The sequence below is a fragment of the Saccharococcus thermophilus genome, assembly GCF_011761475.1.
In the GTDB taxonomy this organism is placed as follows: Bacteria; Bacillota; Bacilli; order Bacillales; family Anoxybacillaceae; genus Saccharococcus; species Saccharococcus thermophilus.
In genome coordinates, this window is the sequence record NZ_JAASRS010000001.1 from 2,083,400 (window position 1) to 2,105,218 (window position 21,819).

The 21,819-nt window shown below is 46.1% G+C and carries 18 protein-coding genes; 1 reads left to right on the forward strand and 17 read right to left on the reverse strand.

Features of this window, described 5'->3' with window-relative positions:
* Positions 1–83: 83 nt before the first annotated feature.
* The 6 genes from hemL to hemA are packed head-to-tail and all read right to left on the reverse strand — an operon-like array spanning position 84 to position 6,286.
* A complete protein-coding gene (gene hemL, locus BDD39_RS10865; RefSeq protein WP_166912381.1) occupies positions 84–1,379 on the reverse strand; it encodes a glutamate-1-semialdehyde 2,1-aminomutase in 1,296 nt (431 codons plus the stop codon).
* 18 nt (positions 1,380–1,397) lie between these two features.
* The gene (gene hemB, locus BDD39_RS10870; RefSeq protein ID WP_166910561.1) at positions 1,398–2,375 is read right to left on the reverse strand and encodes a porphobilinogen synthase; all 978 of its coding nucleotides are present in this window, start codon (positions 2,373–2,375) and stop codon (positions 1,398–1,400) included.
* Complete coding sequence (locus BDD39_RS10875) at positions 2,376–3,158, reverse strand: uroporphyrinogen-III synthase (protein WP_208404378.1); 783 nt, start codon at positions 3,156–3,158, stop codon at positions 2,376–2,378.
* The gene (hemC, locus tag BDD39_RS10880; RefSeq protein ID WP_166910562.1) at positions 3,158–4,090 is read right to left on the reverse strand and encodes a hydroxymethylbilane synthase; all 933 of its coding nucleotides are present in this window, start codon (positions 4,088–4,090) and stop codon (positions 3,158–3,160) included. The genes BDD39_RS10875 and hemC overlap by 1 nt, the downstream gene beginning before the upstream one ends.
* 14 nt (positions 4,091–4,104) lie before the next feature.
* Positions 4,105–4,938, reverse strand: a complete 834-nt coding sequence (ccsA, locus tag BDD39_RS10885) for a cytochrome c biogenesis protein (protein ID WP_166910563.1) — start codon at positions 4,936–4,938, stop codon at positions 4,105–4,107.
* A gap of 16 nt (positions 4,939–4,954) precedes the next feature.
* Positions 4,955–6,286, reverse strand: a complete 1,332-nt coding sequence (gene hemA, locus BDD39_RS10890; protein WP_166910564.1) for a glutamyl-tRNA reductase — start codon at positions 6,284–6,286, stop codon at positions 4,955–4,957.
* Positions 6,287–6,463: 177 nt separating this feature from the next.
* On the opposite strand from hemA, the gene BDD39_RS10895 reads away from it, so the two are divergent.
* Positions 6,464–6,949 (forward strand): LiaI-LiaF-like domain-containing protein, encoded by a 486-nt coding sequence (locus BDD39_RS10895; protein ID WP_166910566.1) that lies wholly within the window; start codon positions 6,464–6,466, stop codon positions 6,947–6,949.
* Between the two features lie 43 nt (positions 6,950–6,992).
* Here the strand turns inward: BDD39_RS10895 and yihA are convergent, their stop codons facing one another.
* From yihA to ilvC, 11 genes are all read right to left on the reverse strand, one after another.
* Positions 6,993–7,574 (reverse strand): ribosome biogenesis GTP-binding protein YihA/YsxC, encoded by a 582-nt coding sequence (gene yihA, locus BDD39_RS10900; RefSeq protein WP_166910568.1) that lies wholly within the window; start codon positions 7,572–7,574, stop codon positions 6,993–6,995.
* The gene (gene lon, locus BDD39_RS10905) at positions 7,571–9,907 is read right to left on the reverse strand and encodes an endopeptidase La (RefSeq protein WP_166910570.1); all 2,337 of its coding nucleotides are present in this window, start codon (positions 9,905–9,907) and stop codon (positions 7,571–7,573) included. Before lon ends, yihA begins: the two co-directional genes overlap by 4 nt.
* Before the next feature lie 326 nt (positions 9,908–10,233).
* A complete protein-coding gene (lonB, locus tag BDD39_RS10910) occupies positions 10,234–11,904 on the reverse strand; it encodes an ATP-dependent protease LonB (protein WP_166910572.1) in 1,671 nt (556 codons plus the stop codon).
* Between the two features lie 112 nt (positions 11,905–12,016).
* Positions 12,017–13,282, reverse strand: coding sequence for an ATP-dependent protease ATP-binding subunit ClpX (gene clpX / locus BDD39_RS10915; protein WP_043905664.1), 1,266 nt, complete (start codon positions 13,280–13,282; stop codon positions 12,017–12,019).
* A gap of 226 nt (positions 13,283–13,508) precedes the next feature.
* Positions 13,509–14,795: a trigger factor gene (tig, locus tag BDD39_RS10920; RefSeq protein WP_166910574.1), complete on the reverse strand. Its 1,287-nt coding sequence runs from the start codon at positions 14,793–14,795 to the stop codon at positions 13,509–13,511.
* A 182-nt stretch (positions 14,796–14,977) separates the two neighbouring features.
* Positions 14,978–15,961 (reverse strand): tetratricopeptide repeat protein, encoded by a 984-nt coding sequence (locus BDD39_RS10925; protein ID WP_166910576.1) that lies wholly within the window; start codon positions 15,959–15,961, stop codon positions 14,978–14,980.
* 114 nt (positions 15,962–16,075) lie between these two features.
* Positions 16,076–16,669 carry a 3-isopropylmalate dehydratase small subunit gene (leuD, locus tag BDD39_RS10930; protein ID WP_166910578.1) on the reverse strand — a complete coding sequence of 198 codons (594 nt, stop codon included), beginning with the start codon at positions 16,667–16,669 and terminating at the stop codon, positions 16,076–16,078.
* A 12-nt stretch (positions 16,670–16,681) separates the two neighbouring features.
* Positions 16,682–18,097, reverse strand: coding sequence for a 3-isopropylmalate dehydratase large subunit (gene leuC / locus BDD39_RS10935; RefSeq protein WP_166910580.1), 1,416 nt, complete (start codon positions 18,095–18,097; stop codon positions 16,682–16,684).
* 19 nt (positions 18,098–18,116) lie between these two features.
* Complete coding sequence (leuB, locus tag BDD39_RS10940; protein WP_166910582.1) at positions 18,117–19,232, reverse strand: 3-isopropylmalate dehydrogenase; 1,116 nt, start codon at positions 19,230–19,232, stop codon at positions 18,117–18,119.
* A 17-nt stretch (positions 19,233–19,249) separates the two neighbouring features.
* Positions 19,250–20,797, reverse strand: a complete 1,548-nt coding sequence (locus BDD39_RS10945; protein WP_166910584.1) for a 2-isopropylmalate synthase — start codon at positions 20,795–20,797, stop codon at positions 19,250–19,252.
* A complete protein-coding gene (ilvC, locus tag BDD39_RS10950) occupies positions 20,784–21,809 on the reverse strand; it encodes a ketol-acid reductoisomerase (protein ID WP_166910586.1) in 1,026 nt (341 codons plus the stop codon). Before ilvC ends, BDD39_RS10945 begins: the two co-directional genes overlap by 14 nt.
* Between the last annotated feature and the right edge of the window lie 10 nt (positions 21,810–21,819).

Sequence of the window (21,819 nt, forward strand, 5' to 3'; positions counted from 1 at the left end):
ACATTATCCATTGTATGAAGGAAAAAGAAGCAGTATGAATAAAAAAATCGGGTTGTCCATCCGAAAGTGGACAACCCGTTCCTTTATTTTCCTTCGCGAATTTTCGCAAACGCGCGCTCTGCCGCCGCAATCGTTTTTTCAATGTCTTCATCGGTATGTTCGGTCGATAAAAACAATCCTTCAAATTGGGACGGCGGCAGGAAAATGCCTTGTTCCGCCATTTCGCGATAATAGGTCGCGAACATATCTAAATCGGACGTTTTCGCTTTTTCGTAGTTGATGACTTTCTCGTTGGTAAAGAAAAAGCCGATCATCGAACCAGCGCGGTTAATCGCATGCGGAATTTCGTATTTTTCCGCCGCTTTGCGTAATCCTTCTTCCAATCGATCCGCTTTTTTGCGGAATTCATCGTATGTTTCCGGCGTCAGCTGAATCAATGTTTCATATCCGGCCGTCATGGCGAGCGGATTTCCTGATAAAGTGCCGGCTTGATAAACCGGACCGCTCGGCGCGACTTTTTCCATAATTTCCGCTTTTCCACCGTACGCTCCAACCGGCAGCCCGCCGCCGATGACTTTTCCAAGACACGTTAAATCCGGCTCAATGCCAAAATAGCCTTGAGCGCAATGATAATCAACGCGGAAGCCGGTCATGACTTCGTCGAAAATAAGCAGCGCCCCATACTGTTTCGTAATGTCTCTTAATCCTTGCAAAAAGCCCGGGACCGGCGGAACGACTCCCATATTGCCGGCAACCGGCTCAACGATCACGGCAGCGATATCTTCGCCAAATCGTTCAAATGCGTAGCGGACGCTTTCTAAATCGTTGTAAGGAACAGTGATCGTATTTTGCGCCACTGCTTCTGGAACACCAGGGCTATCCGGCAACCCAAGTGTCGCTACTCCTGAACCAGCTTTGATCAATAGCGAGTCGCCATGGCCGTGATAGCTTCCTTCAAATTTAACAATTTTATTGCGTCCTGTGTAGCCGCGTGCCAACCGAATCGCACTCATCGTTGCTTCCGTTCCGGAGTTCACCATACGAACTATTTCGACGGACGGCACCCGTTCAATCACTAATTTCGCTAACTCGTTTTCAATCAATGTCGGTGCGCCAAAGCTTGTGCCGTTTTCCGTTACTTTTTTTAACGCCTCGACAACACGAGGATTCGCATGACCTAAAATAAGCGGACCCCATGACAGCACATAATCGATATATTCATTGCCATCGATATCGTAAATTTTCGAACCTTTGCCGCGCGCCATAAAAATTGGCGTCATTTTTACGGATTTAAACGCGCGCACCGGGCTGTTCACCCCGCCAGGCAACAGCCGGACCGCTTCCTCATACGCTGCTTTCGAACGTTCATAGCTTCGCACCATTTACGGTTCTCCTTTCTATTCATTTAGCCAGCGAGCCGCATCTTTAGCAAAATACGTCATAATTAAATCGGCGCCCGCCCGCTTCATGCCAGTAAGCATTTCCATGACAATTTCTTTTTCATTAATCCAGCCGTTTTGCGCCGCTGCTTTCACCATCGAGTATTCGCCGCTGACATTATAGGCAACAAGCGGAAGGTGGAAATGGTTTTTAATGTCACGGATAATATCCATATAAGCGAGCGCTGGTTTTACCATTAAAAAGTCCGCGCCTTCCCGCACATCCGATTCCGCTTCGCGGAACGCCTCGAGGCGATTGGCCGGATCCATTTGATATGTTTTGCGGTCGCCGAATTGCGGCGCGCTATCCGCAGCATCACGGAACGGACCGTAAAATGCGGACGCATATTTAATCGCATACGACATAATCGGCACATTCGTAAATCCGGCTTCATCGAGTCCTTGGCGAATCGCCGCAACAAACCCGTCCATCATGTTCGAAGGAGCGATAATATCCGCGCCTGCCTGCGCCTGGCTGACGGCTGTTTTTACCAGCAATTCAAGCGACGGATCGTTTAATACTTGTTCGTTTTCGACCACGCCGCAATGTCCATGGCTTGTATATTCACATAAACATGTATCAGCAATGACAACGATATCTGGATAATTTGCTTTGATTTGGCGGATCGCCTGCTGGACGATACCATGTTCGCAATATGCTTGTGAGCCGACTTCATCTTTTTCGGCTGGCACTCCGAAAACGATGACCGATTTAATGCCTAGCTGGACGACCTCATCCATTTCCTCATTTAAACGGTCAAGCGAAAATTGATATATTCCTGGCATGGACGGTATTTCCCGTTTTACCCCTTTTTCTTCGACGACAAAAATCGGATAAATAAGATCGTCTACATGAAGACGTGTTTCTCTTACCATCGCCCGCAAATTCGCACTTTGCCGCAAGCGGCGGTGGCGATCAAATTGTAATGTTGCCATTTATTTTCCCTCCATCGTTCGTTTTGCAAAATAAAATTCCATCTCTTTTATCATATCATCAATCGTATACTGATCTGGACAAATATGCACGGAAAGTCCCGCTTTTTCCGCTGTTTCCTTCGTAACGGGACCGATGCAGGCAACCGCGCAGCCGCTAAGTAATGAATCGATATCTTCTCCTTCCATCATCCGTATAAAGCTTTGTACGGTAGAGGAACTGGTAAACGTGATCACATCCAGTTTTCTTTCCCGCAATAGATATAGCAATTGCTCTTTTCCTGATTCGTTCATCGACGTTTCATACACAATAAGGTCCGTTACGTCTGCTTCCATGTCCATCAGCGCATCTCGCAATACCGGTCTTGCTAAATTTCCTTTCACTAAAAGAACACGGTCGCGCGGCTTCACAAGCGGTTTTAGCGCCTCGATCACCCCTTCGGCAACAAATTCGTCAGGGACGACGGCAGGAGAGACGCCATACGCTTTTAAAGCCGCCGCCGTTTTCTTTCCGACTACCACCACTTTTGGAAGCGGCGTTTCCTTTTTTACAAACGGAAAGAAAAACCGGACGCCGTTCGCGCTTGTAAAAACGAGCCAATCATAATCGGAAAGCTGGCGCACACACTGTTCAATTTCTTCACGATGGGAAGAAGGAGAAATCGAAATAAGCGGAATTTCAATCGGCGTTGCTCCCACTGCGCGCAACTTCTCCGCGAACGTTTTCGCTTGTTCTTTCCCTCTTGTCACCAGTACCGTTTTCCCCGCTAACGGACCGCCTTCCATTACCGATTCATCTCCTCTTTCACTCGCTCGATTAATGCCTTCGCTCCTTGTTCGCTTAATAGGGCTGCCGCTTGGATTCCAACTTCCTCTGGATTCGTTCCGCTTACCATTTCTTTATACATTTCTTTTCCATCGGGCGACGCGACAAGCGCGGTTAACACAATGTCATTCTGTTCATCGATATACGCATAGCCGGCGATCGGCACTTGACAGCCTCCTTCCATCTGCTGCAAAAAGGCGCGTTCCGCCCGCACCGCCCGTTCGGTATTGACGTCGTTTAATTTTTGCAGCCATTCGCGCAGCTCGTCATCATTTTCACGGCATTCCACCGCCAGCGCTCCTTGTCCAACAGCGGGAACACATATGTCCGGCGATAAATATTCGGTGACCATATCGCTCGCCCAGCCCATGCGCACTAACCCGGCCGCCGCAAGAATAATGGCGTCATAATCTTCGTTTTGCAGCTTCGCCAGTCTCGTATCAATGTTGCCGCGAATCCATTTGATGTTTACATCCGGCCGCTTGGCGAGTATTTGCGAGGACCGTCGCAAACTGCTTGTCCCAATGATTGCCCCATCCGGCAGTTCGGAAAACGTTTTGTTCTGTTTGCTGATGAGTACATCGCGAGGATCTTCTCTTAGCGGCACGCAGCCAATAGTCAGGCCCTCTGGCAGCAAAGCAGGCATATCTTTCATGCTATGTACGGCCATATCAATTTCGCTATTTAACATCGATTGTTCAATCTCTTTGACAAACAGCCCCTTGCCTCCGACTTTAGAGAGCGTCACATCGACAATTTTATCTCCTTTTGTGACAATTTCTTTTACTTCAAATTCAAACGGTGCTCCTAATTGCTTCAGCTGTTCGATGACCCAGTTTGTCTGGGTGAGCGCAAGTTTGCTGCGCCGCGACCCGACGATGATTTTTCGCATCTTTCATTCCTCCACTACGAATACCAAAAATGAAATTTCGATAAACTACCGAATAAGAAAAAGTTTACCAATAAAAATAAAAACGAGCCGATATTCCATAATGCAATCGTTTTTCCTTGCACTTGCTGGACAATGCGCTTGTAAAAATAAATACTGTACACTGCAAGTACAACAAACGAACCTAACACTTTCACATCATACCAATGAAAATCTTCCACTTTGATATATGCCCAAATCATTCCAAGAATTAATCCTAATAACAACATAGGCAATCCAATTAAATTTAAAACATATGACATAAAATCTAATTTCGTCAAATCAGCCATCCGCCACAACCGTTCTCCCCATTTTTTCCGCTTTAACAAGCTATATTGCAGCATGTATAAAACCGAAAAAATAAACGAAAGCGAAAACGCCGCGTACGCGAGCAGTGTCATGGTAATGTGGATGATAAGCAGTTCGGAAATGAGCCGTTCGGCAGCGGCCGGTGACTGGTGGTGACTCGGTGCAAACGTATGTATCGCCAAAATTAAAAACGCCAGCACGTTCGTAAAAAAAACGATAAAATCAACGCACATCAACCGGTTAATGATAAGAGATAACGTAATGAGCAACCATGCGTAAAAATAAAGGCCTTCCGACATCGTTAAAACCGGAAAACGCCCTGTCTGTATGATACGAAACAAGAAAAAAAACGTTTGAAACATCCAAACAATAGAAAGTAACCAGAAAGCGATTTGATTCGCCTTCCGGTTACGTTGAAGAAAATCGACAAAATATAGAAGGATGGACAGGACATAAAAAAGAATAGAAAGCTCATATAAACGAGTCACGGTCATCTCAAACATATGCCAAAATCCTCTCTTAGGACTGTAGGGATGGCATAGCAGCGCGCTGACCATCTGCTTTTTCTTGCTTTTGCGCCTCAACGGCATCTTCGATATTGAAAATTCTCATAAACAATTGCAACGCTTCTTCGGCATTTGGCTCTGCTGCCAGCTCTTTTGCCCGCAAAATCGGATCGCGCAGCAATTGGTTAATAATGCTTTTTGTATGTTTATTTAAAACTTTTCGGTCATGTTCCGATAAGTGCGGCAACTTCCGTTCAATACTTCGCATCGTTTCCGCTTGAATCGTCAGCGCTTTTTCACGAAGCGCGGCAATCACTGGCACAACGCCGAGCGTCTGCAGCCATTGCTGGAAGGCAACAATCTCCGACCCGATCATATTCTCGATTTGTCTTGCCGCTTTTTCGCGCTCTGCTAAATTCGCTTGCACAATTCCTTCTAAATCGTCAATATCATATAAAAAGACGCTTTCTAACTCGGCAATCGCTGGGTCTAAGTCGCGCGGAACAGCGATATCGACCATAAATAGCGGACGACCTTTCCGCATTTTCTCTATATGAACCATCATTTCTTTCGTGATGATATAATCTTTTGCACCAGTAGAGCTAATGACAATGTCCGCTTCCAGAAGCGCGCATGACAGCTCACCAAGCGATTTTGCCGTTCCAGAAAATTTTTCCGCCAACTGCTTCGCTTTCTCGAGCGTGCGGTTGACAACGGTTACTTTTTTCACGCCATTGCCATATAAATTTTGTGCCGCCAGCTCTCCCATTTTGCCGGCACCGATAATTAACACATGTTTCGAGGATAAATCGCCAAAAATCTTTTTCGCAAGCTCGACCGCTGCATAACTTACAGACACGGCGTTTGCGCCGATTTCTGTTTCCGAATGGGCGCGTTTGGCAAACGTCACCGCCTGTTTGAATAAATGGTTAAAAATCGTGCCAGTCGTTCCTGCTTCTTGAGCAAGAAGATAGCTTGTTTTCACTTGTCCTAAAATTTGCGTTTCTCCTAAAATCATTGAATCGAGGCCGGAAGCAACGCGGAATAAATGCTCCACCGCCGCTTCGTTTTCAAGCACATTTAAATACGGCGCAAACGTGTCAATTCCGATATGAAACCAATCCGCTAAAAATGCTTTTATATAATAACGCCCAGTATGCAACTGGTCGACAACCGCATAAATTTCTGTACGATTGCATGTAGAAACGATTACATTTTCCAAAATGCTTTTTTGCTGCTGCAATTGCTTCATCGCATCAGCCAATTCCGGCTCGCTAAACGTGAGTTTTTCACGGATTTCAACAGGGGCCGTTTTATAGTTTATGCCAACGACAACTACATGCACGTTCTTGATCCCCCCTTATTCGTCAAGTACATAAAATATCTCTCCCTATTATAACACACATGTGTCTTTCATCTTTGTGAAAAAAGTGTGAACATAGTAGAAAGCATATGATAAACTTGATACAGTAGTCATTGTATCATAAAATAAAAAAGTTTGTCGAAAAACTGGGAGGAACCGATGAAAAAACACGCGACGTTCTCTGGCATTATTCTCGTTGGACTGGGCGTTTACTTTTTAGCCAATCAGCTTCACTCCCCATTGCTGCATCTTTTTCAAGACTGGCCAGCGCTGTTGATCATTTTCGGAGCGGCGCTAATCGGCCAGGCGTATTCCGCCCGTGAATACCAACATCTTTTTCCGGGCATCATTCTACTTGGATTTGGCCTGCATTTTTTGTTTGCACACTGGTTCAAGCAATGGCCAAATCATATCGGCGTCTTTTTCTTTATCATTGCGATAGCGTTTTTCATTAGCTCCCGAAAAGTAAAAAGCGGACTTGGCCAAAGCATCTTTTTTTTAGCATTGGCCTTTATTATGTTGTTTTCCGAACAATTTCAGCCGCTGTTTCATATCGTCGAAACAAGCATTTCATTGATTTGGAAGCTTTGGCCTCTCGGGCTAATCTTTGTTGGTATATACATATTATTGGTAAAACGAAGATAATCCATACAAAAAACACCAGCGTTTATCAAGCTGGTGTTTTTTCTCAAAGAAATCGCTCTAATGCCGCCCATGCCTCTTCTTTCCCCTGGCCTGTTTCCGCCGAAAACAAGATCAATTTATCGCCGTCTGCCATCTTCAACGTTTCACGTACTATTTTTCCGTGCTTCTGCCATTTTCCTTTTGGAACTTTATCTGCTTTCGTCGCAATAATGATCGTTGGAATATCATAATGCTTCAAAAACTCATACATCATGACATCATCTTTTGTCGGCGGATGGCGCAAGTCAACAATGAGAGCAACCGCACGCAGCTGTTCTCTTGTCGTAAAATACGTTTCCATCATTTTTCCCCATGCTTCCCGCTCTTTTTTCGACACTCTCGCAAATCCATATCCCGGGACATCGACAAAGTAGAGCGATTCATTAATCAAATAAAAGTTTAACGTTTGCGTCTTTCCCGGCTTCGATGATGTCCGCGCTAAATTTTTCCGGTTCACCATTTTATTAATAAACGAAGATTTGCCGACGTTCGAGCGGCCGGCCAGCGCAAACTCCGGCAAGTTGCCGTCCGGGTATTGTTCCGGCTTTACGGCGCTGATGACAATTTCCGCTTTTGTCACGTTCATTGCTGATCCCCTACCAATGCATGTTGTAGAACTTCATCTAAATGAGAAACGAGCACAAATTGCAAATCTTTTTTTACCACATCAGGAATATCCTCTAAATCTTTTTCATTGTCCTTTGGTAAAATGACTTTTTTCAAGCCGGCGCGATGGGCGCTTAACGTTTTTTCTTTCAATCCGCCGATTGGGAGAACGCGGCCGCGCAGCGTGATTTCTCCCGTCATGCCAACAAAGCGGCTTACCGAACGGCCTGTTAGAGCGGAAATCAGCGCGGTTGCGATGGTAATCCCCGCGGATGGTCCGTCTTTCGGCACTGCTCCTTCGGGAACGTGAATATGAATATCGTATTTTTCATGAAAATCCGGATCAATGCCAAGCTGTTCAGCCCGCGAGCGCACATAGCTAAACGCTGCTTGGGCGGATTCTTTCATGACATCGCCTAATTTTCCCGTCAGCACCAACTTTCCTTTTCCCGGAGCCAGCGACACTTCAATCGATAGCGTATCGCCGCCAAACGCTGTGTAGGCAAGTCCTGTCGCCACGCCGACTTGATCTTCCAATTCCGCCTGCCCGTAACGGTATTTTCTTTTGCCTAAAAATTCTTCGATATTCTTTTCGGTGATAATGACACGTTTCTTCTCCTCGGCAACGATGAGGCGCGCCGCTTTCCGGCAAATCGCGGCCAGCTGCCGCTCCAATTCGCGCACCCCTGCTTCCCGCGTATAATGGCGGATGATATGAAGCATCGCATCGTCCCGTATTTGCAAAGAAGATTTTTTTAAGCCATGCTCTTTCAGCTGTTTTGGCAGCAAATGCCGTTTCGCGATTTGCAGCTTTTCCACTTCCGTATAACCAGGAATATGAATGATTTCCATCCGGTCTAACAGCGGCTGCGGAATCGTCGCTAAATTGTTCGCCGTTGCAATAAACATCACTTTCGATAAATCATAAGGTTCTTCAATGTAATGGTCGCTGAACGTATGGTTTTGTTCCGGATCGAGCACTTCAAGCAGCGCTGCGGATGGGTCGCCGCGAAAATCGCTCGACATTTTGTCAATTTCATCGAGCAAAAATACCGGATTAATCGTCCCCGCCTTTTTCATCCCTTGAATAATACGTCCAGGCATTGCGCCGACGTAGGTGCGGCGATGGCCGCGAATTTCCGATTCATCGCGAACTCCGCCTAAGGAAATGCGGACAAAGCGGCGGTTAAGCGCCTTCGCTATGGAACGGGCCAGCGATGTTTTTCCGACCCCCGGAGGTCCTGCCAAACAAAGAATTGGTCCTTTTAGCGATTTTGTTAGCTGCTGCACGGATAAAAACTCCAGCACCCGCTCTTTGACTTTTTCAAGACCGTAGTGATCTTCGTTTAATATCGCTTCCGCCCGTTTAATGTCGTGTATGTCTTCCGTCTGTTTCGACCAAGGAAGGGCGATCAGCCAGTCTAAATAGTTGCGGATCACCGCGCTTTCCGCTGAGGTCGCTGGTATTTTTTCATAGCGGTCGAGCTCTTTGAGCGCCGTTTCTTTCACATGGCTTGGCATGCCGGCCGCTTCAATTTTTTCCTTTAATGCCTCTACTTCTCCTGCTTTGCCTTCTTTTTCGCCAAGCTCCTTTTGAATCGCCTTCATTTGCTCACGCAAATAATATTCTTTTTGCGTGCGCTCCATCGATTGTTTGACGCGCATGCTGATTTTTTTCTCCAGCTGAAGCACTTCTCTTTCATTATGCAGGATTTGAATAATTTTATTCACCCGCTCTTTCACGTCAATCATCTCAAGGATGCGCTGCTTTTCTTCGAGCTTCAGCGGCAAATGGGAAGCGATAATATCGGCCATCCGCCCCGGTTCATCAATATCGACAATCGAAGCATAAATATCCGCGGATAATCGCTTCGATAAGTTTATGTACTGTTCAAAATATTCGAGCATTGTCCGTCTTAATGCTTCATCTTCTAAATCTTTCGCGGCGCGGTCTACAAATTTTTCCACTTTCACAACAAAATATGGTTCTTCGCTGACTGCCTCGGTAATGAGCGCCCGCGCGATTCCTTCGACCAGCACGCGAAACGTTCCGTTTGGAAGCTTCAGCAGCTGCTTTACGCGAGCAAGCGTCCCCATTTTATACAAATCATCCATTTCCGGTTCATCAATGGAAACGTCTCTTTGTGACGTCAGCAAAATGATGTGATCCTCGACCATCGCCTGCTCCAACGCTTTTACCGATTTCTCCCGTCCGACATCCAAATGCAGCACCATCGTTGGAAAAACAAGCAATCCCCTTAGCGGCAAAAGGGGAACGACAAGCTCTTTTTTCTTCACCACGAACACCTCCATATCTCACTTCTATTCGTCTATTGTATAGCACCGCGGCACAATTTGTAAAATGCCATGTTGCAAATCGATGGCATCTCCCTTTCGCCATCATTGCCGGCTGTTTTCGCCCAAAAAACGACTTGTTGGATTTAGACGGACCATACCTAGCCTATGGCCAGAGACGGTTAAGTATAGACTCTCCCACTCTCAACAAAACAGCCCATTCACTATCCAAGCAAATCGTGGAAAAACATGCTTTTTCCGATAGGCCTTTTATTTTAAATATAATAACAAAGAAAAACCGACTTCGACATCTTTTTTGTTTCGTCGAAGTCGTAACATTACGGTCACACGGTCTTCTTTTCAGAATGATCGGCGGCCGCAGGAACAGCATTGTTGGGCAAGGCGGCTTCTTCGCCAAATACGTGCAAAAATACTTCCTCTAGACGACGCACCGGGATAATCTCAATCCCTTCTACTTCACGTAAAATCGACTGCATATTTTCGGCCGGAATAATTACCTTTTTCGCCCCTGCCTGTTTCGCCGTTTTAATTTTCGGAAAGATTCCTCCGACCGGCTTGACATAACCGCGAATGCTGATCTCACCTGTCATGGCTACGGCACAATCGACAGGGAGCTGATAAATCGCGGAATAAATTCCAGTCGCAATGGCAATTCCCGCCGACGGTCCGTCAATAGGAACTCCGCCTGGGAAATTCACATGAATATCATAGCGGTCCGCCGGTACGCCTATCGCCCGCAATACGGTGATGACGTTTTCCACCGACCCTCTTGCCATGCTTTTGCGGCGAATCGATTTTTCCCGGCTTCCGATGCTTTCTTCTTCGACGATGCCGGTAATATTGATCGTTCCTTTTTCTTTTGCCGGCAGCGCAGTGACTTCAATTTCCAAGAGCGCGCCGGTATTCGGGCCATATACCGCCAAACCATTAACAAGCCCGACCGACGGCGTTCCTGTAATTTTCTTTTCATAACGCGGTGACAATTGACTCGAATGAATGACCCATTCAATATCTTTATCTAAAATCTTTTCGCGGTTTTCGGAAATGGCAATCCCCGCGGCAATTTGCATAATATTGACCGCTTCCCGGCCGTTGCGCGCATAAGACGCAAGAATGCGGATTCCGCTTTCTGACACCTTTAAACGGATTTTTTCCGCCGCTTTTTTCGCAATAAGCGCAATTTCATCTTGGTCCAATTCGCGGAAAAACACTTCTAAACAGCGCGAGCGAATCGCTGGCGGAATTTCATTCGGCGTTCTTGTCGTCGCTCCTACAAGTCGGAAGTCCGCCGGAAGGCCGTTTTGGAAAATGTCGTGGATGTGGCTCGGAATTTGCGGATTTTCCTTGCTGTAATAGGCGCTTTCGAAAAATACTTTTCTATCTTCCAATACTTTTAACAATTTGTTCATCTGTATCGGATGAAGCTCGCCAATTTCGTCAATAAACAAAACTCCGCCGTGCGCGTTGGTGACCGCCCCCTGTTTCGGCTGGGGAATCCCTGCTTGGCCCATAGCCCCGGCACCTTGATAAATCGGATCATGCACTGAGCCGATTAACGGGTCGGCGATGCCGCGTTCGTCAAACCGTGCTGTTGTGGCATCTAACTCGACAAATACGGCGTTTTTCTTAAATGGGGAAAGCGGATTTTTTTTCGCTTCTTCCAAAACAAGGCGGGCGGCCGCCGTTTTTCCAACGCCAGGAGGTCCGTAGATAATGACATGTTGCGGGTTTGGGCCGCATAATGCTGCTTTAAGCGCTTTAATCCCATCTTCCTGTCCGACAATATCGTCAAAACTTTTCGGCCGCACTTTTTCCGCCAACGGCTCGGTCAGCGAAATGGACCGCAGTTTCTGCAGCTGCTCCATTTCTTTTCGGGATTCCTTATCAATAGAAATTTTTTGCACCCGCTGGCTTTTTAGCAGATTCCAAAAATAAAGGCCGATAATAATCCCGAAAAACAGTTGTATCAATAACACGACATTTGTCCAATTCATTTTCTGAAATCCTCCTGCCTTCAAATAGTATGTAGTAATGATAGTATCTCCGCGAACAGGCAGGAATAAACAAAAAAAGAAACCGCCTTATCATAAGGCAGTTTCCCTCTGATTATGCCGATGTTTTCCGTTCTTGTTCCACAACGGTGCCATCGTGGCGAATCAGTTTTGGCGGCTTATTATCACGGACCGTTTCGAGCGTAATAATGCATTTTTGCACATCTTCACGGGACGGAAGCTCGAACATGACATCGAGCATAATGCCTTCAATAATCGAGCGAAGGCCGCGTGCCCCTGTTTTTCGCTCAATCGCTTTTTTCGCGATTTCCCGCAACGCCTCTTCTTCAAATTCGAGTTCCACTCCATCAAGCTCCAGCATTTTTTGGTACTGTTTGACAATCGCGTTTTTCGGTTTTGTCAATATATCGACTAGCGCTTGTTCATCAAGCGGCTCCAATGTGGTAATTACCGGAAGACGGCCAATAAATTCTGGAATCAGTCCAAACTTTAATAAGTCTTCTGGAAGCACTTTGGACAATAAATTCTTTTCATCCACTTCTGACTGTTGCATATCAGCGCCGAATCCAATTACTTTTTTCCCTAGACGGCGTTTAATAATCGGCTCAATCCCATCAAACGCACCGCCGCAAATAAATAAAATGTTCGTCGTATCAATTTGAATGAACTCTTGATGCGGATGCTTGCGGCCGCCTTGCGGAGGAACGCTTGCAATCGTCCCCTCTAAAATTTTCAACAGCGCCTGCTGCACCCCTTCGCCAGATACATCGCGAGTAATGGATGGGTTTTCCGATTTACGGGCGATTTTATCGATCTCATCAATATAAATGATGCCTTTTTCCGCCCGCTCTACATCGTAGTCAGCTGCCTGGATCAGTTTCAGCAAAATATTTTCCACGTCTTCCCCAACATATCCAGCTTCTGTCAATGATGTCGCGTCGGCAATCGCAAACGGCACGTTCAAAATGCGCGCCAATGTTTGCGCAAGCAGCGTTTTTCCGCTTCCTGTCGGTCCGATCATTAAAATGTTGCTTTTCGATAATTCGACATCATCGATTTTACTGCCGGAATTAATGCGTTTATAGTGGTTATACACGGCCACCGCCAATGATTTTTTCGCCTCATCCTGACCAATGACATATTCATCTAAAATTTCGCGAATTTCCATTGGCTTCGGCACATCTTTAAATTCAAATTCTTCTTCATTGCCCAGCTCTTCTTCCACAATTTCGGTACAAAGCTCGATGCACTCGTCACATATGTATACGCCTGGACCGGCAACGAGCTTGCGGACTTGATCCTGCGTTTTCCCGCAAAATGAACACTTTAGCTGTCCTTTCTCATCATTAAATTTAAACATCTGTTTCACCCCTTAGTCTGAAATCGCACACTTGTATGTACTTTGTTTTCCCCACAAACCTTCGCCGACAAAACTTATGTATTGGTCATTTTATCATAAATGATCCCCAAAAAGCTAATGAAAAAAATATAATGTGTTAGAAAAATTAGAAAATTTTTTATCACATCCCATTTTTTGTTATAAAGAACAAGGCACGAACGTCTCGCGCCTTGTTCTTTATAATATATTATGCCGCAACTTTGCTGTTCTCTACAAGAAAATCAACCGTTTTCCGCCATTTTAAATCTTCTTTAACGCCTTCTAGGCTTCCTAATAGCTCTTTTAATTTTTCAACTTCCAAATTATAGGCTTTCGCCATTTTTTCCAATTCTTCGTTGATTTCTTCTTCCGTTACTTCAATATTTTCTGCTTTTGCGATCGCTTCGAGAGTCAAGGCAACGCGGACGCGTTTTTCAGCATCCTCTTTCATTTGCTCACGCAAAGCTGCTTCGTCTTGACCCGAGAATTGATAGTAAAGGTCAAGGTTAAGCCCTTGCATTTGCAAACGTTGATCAAACTCACGCAACATACGGTCCGTTTCATTTTTTACCATTACTTCTGGAATATCAATTTCGGCATTTTCCGCCGCCTTTTCGACCAATGCGTCGCGCAGCGCTGCTTCTGCTTCATTCTTTTTCGCTTCTTCCAGTCTTGTACGGATTTTTTCTTTTAATTGTTCCAGCGTTTCTACTTCATCGTCTACATCTTTGGCAAATTCGTCGTCTAATGCTGGAAGACGTTTTTCTTTTATTTCATGCACTTTCACCTTAAATGTTGCCGGCTTGCCCGCCAACTCTTTCGCATGATATTCTTCCGGGAATGTTACTTCAATTTCTTTTTCTTCTCCTGCTTGCATGCCGATTAATTGATCTTCAAATCCCGGAATGAATGTGCCGGAACCGATTTCAAGCGAGTAGTTTTCCGCTTTGCCGCCTTCAAATGGCTCGCCGTCAACAAATCCTTCGAAGTCGATCACTGCGGTGTCTCCGTTTTCAATTTTGCCATCCTCTTTGACGACAAGCTCTGCATAATTTTCTTGCAGACGTTTTAATTCATTTTCTACATCTTCATCGGTCACTGTCGTATCCATTCTTTCTACTTCTAGTCCTTTATATTGGCCTAATTTCACTTCCGGCTTCACTGTTACTTTTGCTTTAAAAATAAGGTTTTTCCCTTTTTCCATTTGCTCAATATCAATCTCCGGAATATCGACAGGCTCAATTCCTGCTTCCTCGACCGCTTTGGCATATGCTTCCGGCAATAAAATGTCCAATGCGTCTTGATACAAAGCTTCGACACCAAAGCGTTTTTCAAAAATCACGCGCGGCACTTTGCCTTTGCGGAATCCTGGAAGCGCAATATTTTTCACTACCTTTTTAAATGCCGCATCCAAGCCTTCATTTACTTTTTCCGCGTCCACTTCAACCGTAAGAACGCCCTCGTTTCCTTCAAGTTTTTCCCATTTGACTGACATAATATTCCCTCCAACCAAAAATCATTCATGGTAATAAAAAAAGAGGAAGATAATGAAGCGAAACCATTTTTCATTATCTTGTTATGATTTCCATATATGTAGTGAAACATACAAAAACATATACGCAATACAGCCATTATATTATAACATACAACGATAATGTTTCAACATAGAGTAAACGATTAAAAGTAGGAAAAATTCTCTATATCGCAAAGTTTGTCGCAAAGTGCTGCGATTTCTTCCACTGAAACACCGTATCGAGCAGCAATTTTCTCCATCGTCACTGGCGCTCCTTGAAATTGGCAGGCAACAAAATGAAGCGCCGCCATCCACGCATGGCTTGCGGCAGGCTCCGGGGAAAATGGATAAAGAACATACGTGTAACGAAGCCAAATCTCTGCCGCAACATCATACAAACTTGGATTTTCGTTTGCGAGACAACGTTCCAGACGCTCTAGCAGCTCTGCGGCAAACGCTGTTTCCGCCTGTTCGTTTAACATCGCCGGTATCACTTCGATTCTTTTTCCAAATTTCTCAACCGTCACGACATCATCAATATTTTTTAACGTAAGCAAACGCAGCAGCATCGTTTTGACGATCGGGCTGTTTGTTTCATTGATTAAATATTGCTTTAATAAGGGAAGTACAGGAGCAATGTCTTCTTTCTCCAGCTGCTTGATTACATGCATATGTTCCGCTATATCGTTCGACTCGAACAATCTCTGCACTTTTTCTTGTTCGGCAGGAGGCAACGGACGTTTGTTCATTTTTTGGACGAAACGAAACAAGTGTAGCAAATTTTCCCGAAAAGATGTAGGAAGAGGATGATGGCGCAACGCGTCACGGATAACCGCTTCTGCTTGTTCATACCGCTGCGTTTGCATTAAGATGGACAAATACATTTGCAATAAATCCGTATTCCCTTCATTTTCCTGCAACAATACACGCAAGCGGCGCTCGGCTTCATGGAAATTCCCTAGTTCATAATGGCAGAGGGCCATGCTAAGCTGGACGGAAAAACGGCGTTCCCCAAGTTGCTCCGCCTCGCTGAAAAAATAAAGGGCTTCCTCGTACCGTTTCGCCTCCAATGCCTCCAATCCTTCTTCCACAAGCCGTTCCTTTACGCGCGGAAACAAAATAACTTTTCCATTCTTATCCCTATTCATCCTCGCCCGCTCCAATAAAATTTTTGACACAAGTGTAACAAGTTTTCCGGCAAGATACAAGCAAAACATGCAAAAAAGCTGTCCCAACGTTTTTGTCGGAACAGCTTCCCACCGTTACGGCAGCGGACAATGCTTTCTTTCATATTCAACAATATACGGCTCATAAACGAAGGTTAAATCGATCTCATCCCAGCCTTTTAATAGAAGCTGTTTGCGGTATGGATCAATAGCAAACGTCCGAACAAACCCATGATCGTCGTATACCCGCTGTTCTTCTAGCGAAATCGTTAATTCGTAATCCGCCTTTTTGCTCTCCTGTAATAAATATTCCACATCCTCTTTCTCTAATCGAATCGGCAGCAACCCGTTTTTTAAACAGTTGTTATAAAAAATGTCGGCAAACGATGGGGCAATAATCGCCTGAAATCCGTAATCTTGCAGCGCCCATGGCGCATGTTCGCGCGAAGAACCGCAGCCAAAGTTTTCATTAGCGACTAGAATCGTAGCTCCTTCGTTTTCCGGACGGTTTAGCTCAAAATCAGGATTGGGTTTTTCCCCGTCGATATAGCGCCAATCGTAAAAGAGAAACTTGCCAAATCCTGTCCGTTCGATTCGTTTTAAAAATTGCTTCGGAATAATTTGGTCTGTATCAATATTGGCGCGGTCGATGCCGGCTACTTTCCCTTTATGAACAGTAAATGGCTTCACTTTTTTCCCTCCTTAATGGACCGGTTCCTTCTCCAATTTGCGCACATCGACAAAATGTCCGTAAACCGCTGCAGCCGCCGCCATCGCTGGGCTGACTAAATGCGTTCTTGCTCCTTTTCCTTGCCGTCCTTCAAAGTTTCGGTTCGATGTGGAAGCGCAATGCTCCCCTTCCGGAATAATATCCGGGTTCATCCCTAAACAGGCGCTGCAGCCGGAGTCACGCCATTCGAATCCCGCATCGATGAAAATTTGCGCCAATCCTTCTTCTTCCGCCTGTTTTTTCACTTGCTGCGATCCCGGCACGACGAGGGCGCGCACTCCTTTCGCCACTTTTTTCCCTTTCACGATTTTTGCGGCTTCGCGCAAGTCGCTGATGCGCGAGTTCGTACAGGAACCGATGAAAACGTGCTGCACCGGAATTTCCGTAATCGGGGTCCCCGGCTTTAACCCCATATATTCTAACGCGCGGCGCACGGCTTTTTGTTCCGTTTCGCTCGCAAACTCTTCCGGATATGGCACCGTTCCATCGACAGAGGTGCTCATCGACGGATTGGTTCCCCACGTGACCATTGGCGCAATCGTGGAGGCATCTATTTTAATCGTTTTATCGTATTCGGCTCCTTCATCGGTTGCCAAAGCGCGCCAGCGTTCCACCGCTTTTTCAAACTCTTCCCCCTTCGGTGCGTATTTTCGGCCACGCAAATACGCGAATGTCGTTTCATCCGGACTTACTAGGCCGGCGCGCGCTCCCGCTTCAATCGACATGTTGCAAATCGTCATTCTTTCTTCCATCGACATATTGCGAATGACTTCACCGGTAAATTCGATGATATATCCGGTGCCGACGCCAACCCCATAACGCCCGATAATCGCCAGAATAACATCTTTTGCCGTAACCCCTTCACCTAATTTTCCGTCGATACGGATTTGCAGCGTTTTTGGCTTATGCTGCCAGAGCGTCTGTGTGGCAAGCACATGTTCGACTTCGCTCGTTCCAATTCCGAAAGCGAGCGCCCCAAACGCTCCATGTGTGGATGTGTGGCTGTCCCCGCAAACAATCGTTTTGCCTGGCTGTGTCAAACCAAGCTCCGGACCGATGACGTGGACAATTCCTTGTTCTTCACTATACAAATCGGCAAGCGGAATCAAAAATTCGCGGCAGTTGCGTTCTAGTGCGGCAATTTGATTTCTCGCCACTTCATCGGCAATAACAAAGCGATTCACCGTTGGAACGTTATGATCCATGGTGGCGAAAGTCAAATCAGGGCGGCGCACTTTCCGCCCTTTTTGCCGCAATCCCTCAAACGCCTGCGGAGAGGTGACTTCGTGCACTAAATGCAAGTCGATATAAAGCAAATCCGGCTTTCCGTCTTCCCGGTAGACGACATGGTTTTCCCAAATCTTATCAATAATCGTTTTCGGCTTCACTGCTTTCACCTCGCATGTTTTATGCGTATACAGCCATGATGTGGGAAATCGTTTGATGGTCTAAAATTGTCGCTTTAATTTCATTTACCATTTCATCGGTAGAAACCGCTCGTTGCCCTTTCTGCGCGATATCCGCCGTCCGCAATCCCGCCGCCAATACTTGCTGCACCGCTTTTTCCACCGCCTCCGCTTCTTTGGAAAGCCCGAAAGAAAGACGGAGCATCATCGCGGCCGATAAAATGGTCGCAATCGGATTTGCTTTATTTTGCCCGGCAATATCCGGTGCAGAACCATGAATCGGCTCATACAAACTCGGTCCTGAAGCTGACAAACTTGCCGACGGAAGCATGCCAAGCGAACCGGTCAGCATCGATGCCTCATCGCTTAAAATATCGCCAAACATGTTTTCCGTCACGACCACATCAAATTGCTGCGGAGAACGGATCAGCTGCATGGCCGCATTGTCGACAAGCATATGCTCAAGCGTGACGTCTGGAAACTCTTGCGCTACTTCTTCGGCAATCTCCCGCCACATTCTGCTCGACGCCAGCACATTCGCTTTATCGACCGATGTCACTTTCTTCTTCCGTTTGCGCGCCAGTTCAAACGCTACTTTCACAATTCGTTTAATTTCTTCCTTTTTATATAGAAGCGTATCTACTGCTTTTTCTTCTCCATTTTCGACCATTCGTCCGCTTGGCTTGCCGAAATAGAGCCCTCCAGTCAATTCGCGGACGATGACGAAGTCGACTCCTTGAATGACTTCCTGTTTTAATGGCGAAGAATCCGTTAAACTATCGTAAAATTTGACGGGACGCAAATTGGCAAACAAATTCATCTCTTTGCGAATTTGCAATAATCCTTTTTCCGGACGCAGATGTGGAGGATGTTGATCCCATTTCGGACCGCCGACTGCCCCGAGCAATACCGCGTCGCTTTTCCGGCAAAGAGCAAGCGTTTCCTCTGGAAGCGGCGTACCTTTTTGGTCAACGGCAGCCCCACCAATCCATCCATATGCAAACTCAAAATGATGCCCAAAACGAGTTTCAATCGCCTTTAAAACTTCAACAGCTCCCTTTGTTACTTCTTTACCGATTCCGTCTCCCGGCAATACGGCAATCCGATAATTTCCCATGCTGTTTCCCCTCCGTTTTATTGCATAGCGACTTTTTGGTTTTCCGTACGCATCGTTTCAATCATAAATACACGGTTAACAGCGTTAATATAGGCTTTTGCGGATGCTTCGAGCACATCCTGAGCCGTGCCACGTCCGCTTGTTTCGATGTCGTTCACCCGCACTTTCACAAACACCTGCGCAAGCGCATCGCGTCCGCCGCCGACCGATTCAATCCGATAGTCAAGCAATGTAACCGACGTTTTAAAACAGCGTTCTAACGTGTTATACAATGCTTCGACGCTGCCCGCTCCCGTAGCCGCTTCTTGAATCTCGTTTCCTTGTCCGTCTTTTAGCACAACCACCGCAGTCGGAATTTGCTTCGTGCCATATTGGACTTGAATCGAAGATAATTGATAAAAATCTTTAAAGTGGTCAAATTTTTCTTCAAAAATCAGTGCGACTAAATCATCATCGGTAATGTCCTTTTTCTTATCGGCAAGCTCTTTAAAGCGTACGAACAATTGATTAATTTCTTCATCGGACAAGGTATAACCGAGCTCTTCCACACGGTTGCGCAATGCGTGCCGTCCGGAATGTTTGCCAAGCACCATCGAGTTCGATTGAACACCGACAAGTTCCGGCGAAATAATTTCGTACGTTGTTTTTTCTTTTAGCACGCCATCCTGATGGATTCCCGATTCGTGGGCAAACGCATTTTTGCCGACGACCGCTTTATTTGGCGGAATGACCATGCCGGTCAATTTGCTCACTAAATTGCTCGTCCGCTTAATCTCTTGCAGGTTCAGACGTGTTTCCGCCTGGTAGTAATCTTTGCGGATGTAAAGCGCGACCGCAATTTCCTCGAGCGCCGCGTTTCCTGCCCGTTCACCGATTCCGTTGATCGTTCCTTCCACTTGCGTTGCCCCGTGCTCAATAGCGGATAAAGAGTTGACGACCGCCATTCCTAAATCATCATGGCAATGGGCTGAAAGAGATACTTTTTCAATATTCGGAACATTATTTCGTAAAAAAGTGAAAATATTTCCGTATTCTTTCGGAGTAATATACCCTACTGTATCTGGGATATTAATGACCGTCGCCCCCGCTTTGATCACTTCTGTAACAATCTTGGCCAAAAACGGAAGTTCACTGCGGCAGGCGTCTTCCGCCGACCATTGTACAATCGGAAAATAGCGTTTCGCATATTTGACTGATTCTACCGCCGCTTCAATGACTTGTTCCGGCGTCATCCGCAATTTATGAATCATATGAATCGGAGATGTGGCAATGAAGAGATGGAGTCGCGGCTCCGCTCCGCCTTTTAACGCTTCCCACGCCGTATCAATATCGCTCTGTACCAAGCGGGAAAGCCCGGTGACAGAGCATGTTTTGATCGTTTCCGCAATTTGTTTGACCGCTTGGAAATCCCCCTTTGAAGCGGCAGGAAAGCCCGCTTCAATGATGTCAACGCGAAGCCGTTCAAGCTGGCGGGCGATCTCCAGTTTTTCTTGCAAATTCAAATTCACTCCAGCCGACTGCTCACCGTCACGCAATGTCGTATCGAAAATATTAATTTTTCGCACTCGTGACCACCACATCTTTCTGTTTTGATTTGACAAACGGCATCATGCTGCGCAATTGGCGTCCGACAATTTCAATGAGGTGTTCGTTTTCACGCCGGTTGATCGCGTTAAACTCTGGACGGTTCGCTTGATTTTCCAAAATCCAGCCTTTGGCGAATTTGCCTGTTTGAATGTCATGAAGAACGTTTTTCATTTCTGCTTTCACCGCATCATTGATGATTCGTGGCCCAGAAATGAAATCTCCCCACTGCGCCGTATCGGAAATCGAATGGCGCATCCACGCAAGGCCGCCTTCGTAGAGCAAATCGACAATTAATTTCATTTCGTGCAGACATTCAAAGTAGGCTACTTCTGGCTGATACCCTGCTTCAACAAGCGTTTCAAATCCGGCTTTAATGAGAGCGGTTAATCCTCCGCACAATACCGCTTGTTCACCGAACAAATCCGTTTCTGTTTCTTCTTTAAACGTTGTTTCCAGAACTCCCGCTCTTGTCGCGCCGATTGCTTTTGCGTAGGCGAGCGCCGTTTCTTTTGCTTCTCCCGTTACATCTTGATGTACCGCAATTAATGCCGGCACGCCTGCTCCTTCTGTATAGGTGCGGCGCACTAAATGTCCTGGACCTTTCGGCGCGACTAAAAAGACATCAACATGTTCAGGAGGAACAATTTGGCTAAAGTGAATGTTAAATCCGTGCGCAAAGACTAGCGCATTTCCCGGCTGAAGCTCTGGTTCGATCTCTTCTTTGTACACACTTGGCTGTTTTTCATCCGGCAGCAGCACCATCACAATATCTGCTCGTTTTGCCGCTTCGCGGACGCTATATACGGCAAAGCCGTCTTTTTCTGCCTGCTCCCACGACTTTCCTCGGCGAAGACCGACAACTACATTCACTCCACTGTCACGCAGGTTTTGTGCATGGGCGTGGCCTTGCGAACCATAGCCGATAATCGCCACCGTTTTTGATTGTAAATATTTTTCATTTGCATCTCCGTTATAGTAAACTTTTGCCACTGTTCATCTC

What these genes read in the sequence shown, in the direction of transcription:
- hemB (WP_166910561.1), bottom strand. Translation starts at nt 2,375, where the DNA reads ATGGCAACATTACAATTTGATCGCCACCGCCGCTTGCGGCAAAGTGCG.
- BDD39_RS10875 (WP_208404378.1), bottom strand. Translation starts at nt 3,158, where the DNA reads ATGGAAGGCGGTCCGTTAGCGGGGAAAACGGTACTGGTGACAAGAGGG.
- hemC (WP_166910562.1), bottom strand. Translation starts at nt 4,090, where the DNA reads ATGCGAAAAATCATCGTCGGGTCGCGGCGCAGCAAACTTGCGCTCACC.
- ccsA (WP_166910563.1), bottom strand. Translation starts at nt 4,938, where the DNA reads ATGTTTGAGATGACCGTGACTCGTTTATATGAGCTTTCTATTCTTTTT.
- BDD39_RS10895 (WP_166910566.1), top strand. Translation starts at nt 6,464, where the DNA reads ATGAAAAAACACGCGACGTTCTCTGGCATTATTCTCGTTGGACTGGGC.
- yihA (WP_166910568.1), bottom strand. Translation starts at nt 7,574, where the DNA reads ATGAACGTGACAAAAGCGGAAATTGTCATCAGCGCCGTAAAGCCGGAA.
- lon (WP_166910570.1), bottom strand. Translation starts at nt 9,907, where the DNA reads ATGGAGGTGTTCGTGGTGAAGAAAAAAGAGCTTGTCGTTCCCCTTTTG.
- lonB (WP_166910572.1), bottom strand. Translation starts at nt 11,904, where the DNA reads ATGAATTGGACAAATGTCGTGTTATTGATACAACTGTTTTTCGGGATT.
- clpX (WP_043905664.1), bottom strand. Translation starts at nt 13,282, where the DNA reads ATGTTTAAATTTAATGATGAGAAAGGACAGCTAAAGTGTTCATTTTGC.
- tig (WP_166910574.1), bottom strand. Translation starts at nt 14,795, where the DNA reads ATGTCAGTCAAATGGGAAAAACTTGAAGGAAACGAGGGCGTTCTTACG.
- BDD39_RS10925 (WP_166910576.1), bottom strand. Translation starts at nt 15,961, where the DNA reads ATGAATAGGGATAAGAATGGAAAAGTTATTTTGTTTCCGCGCGTAAAG.
- leuB (WP_166910582.1), bottom strand. Translation starts at nt 19,232, where the DNA reads ATGGGAAATTATCGGATTGCCGTATTGCCGGGAGACGGAATCGGTAAA.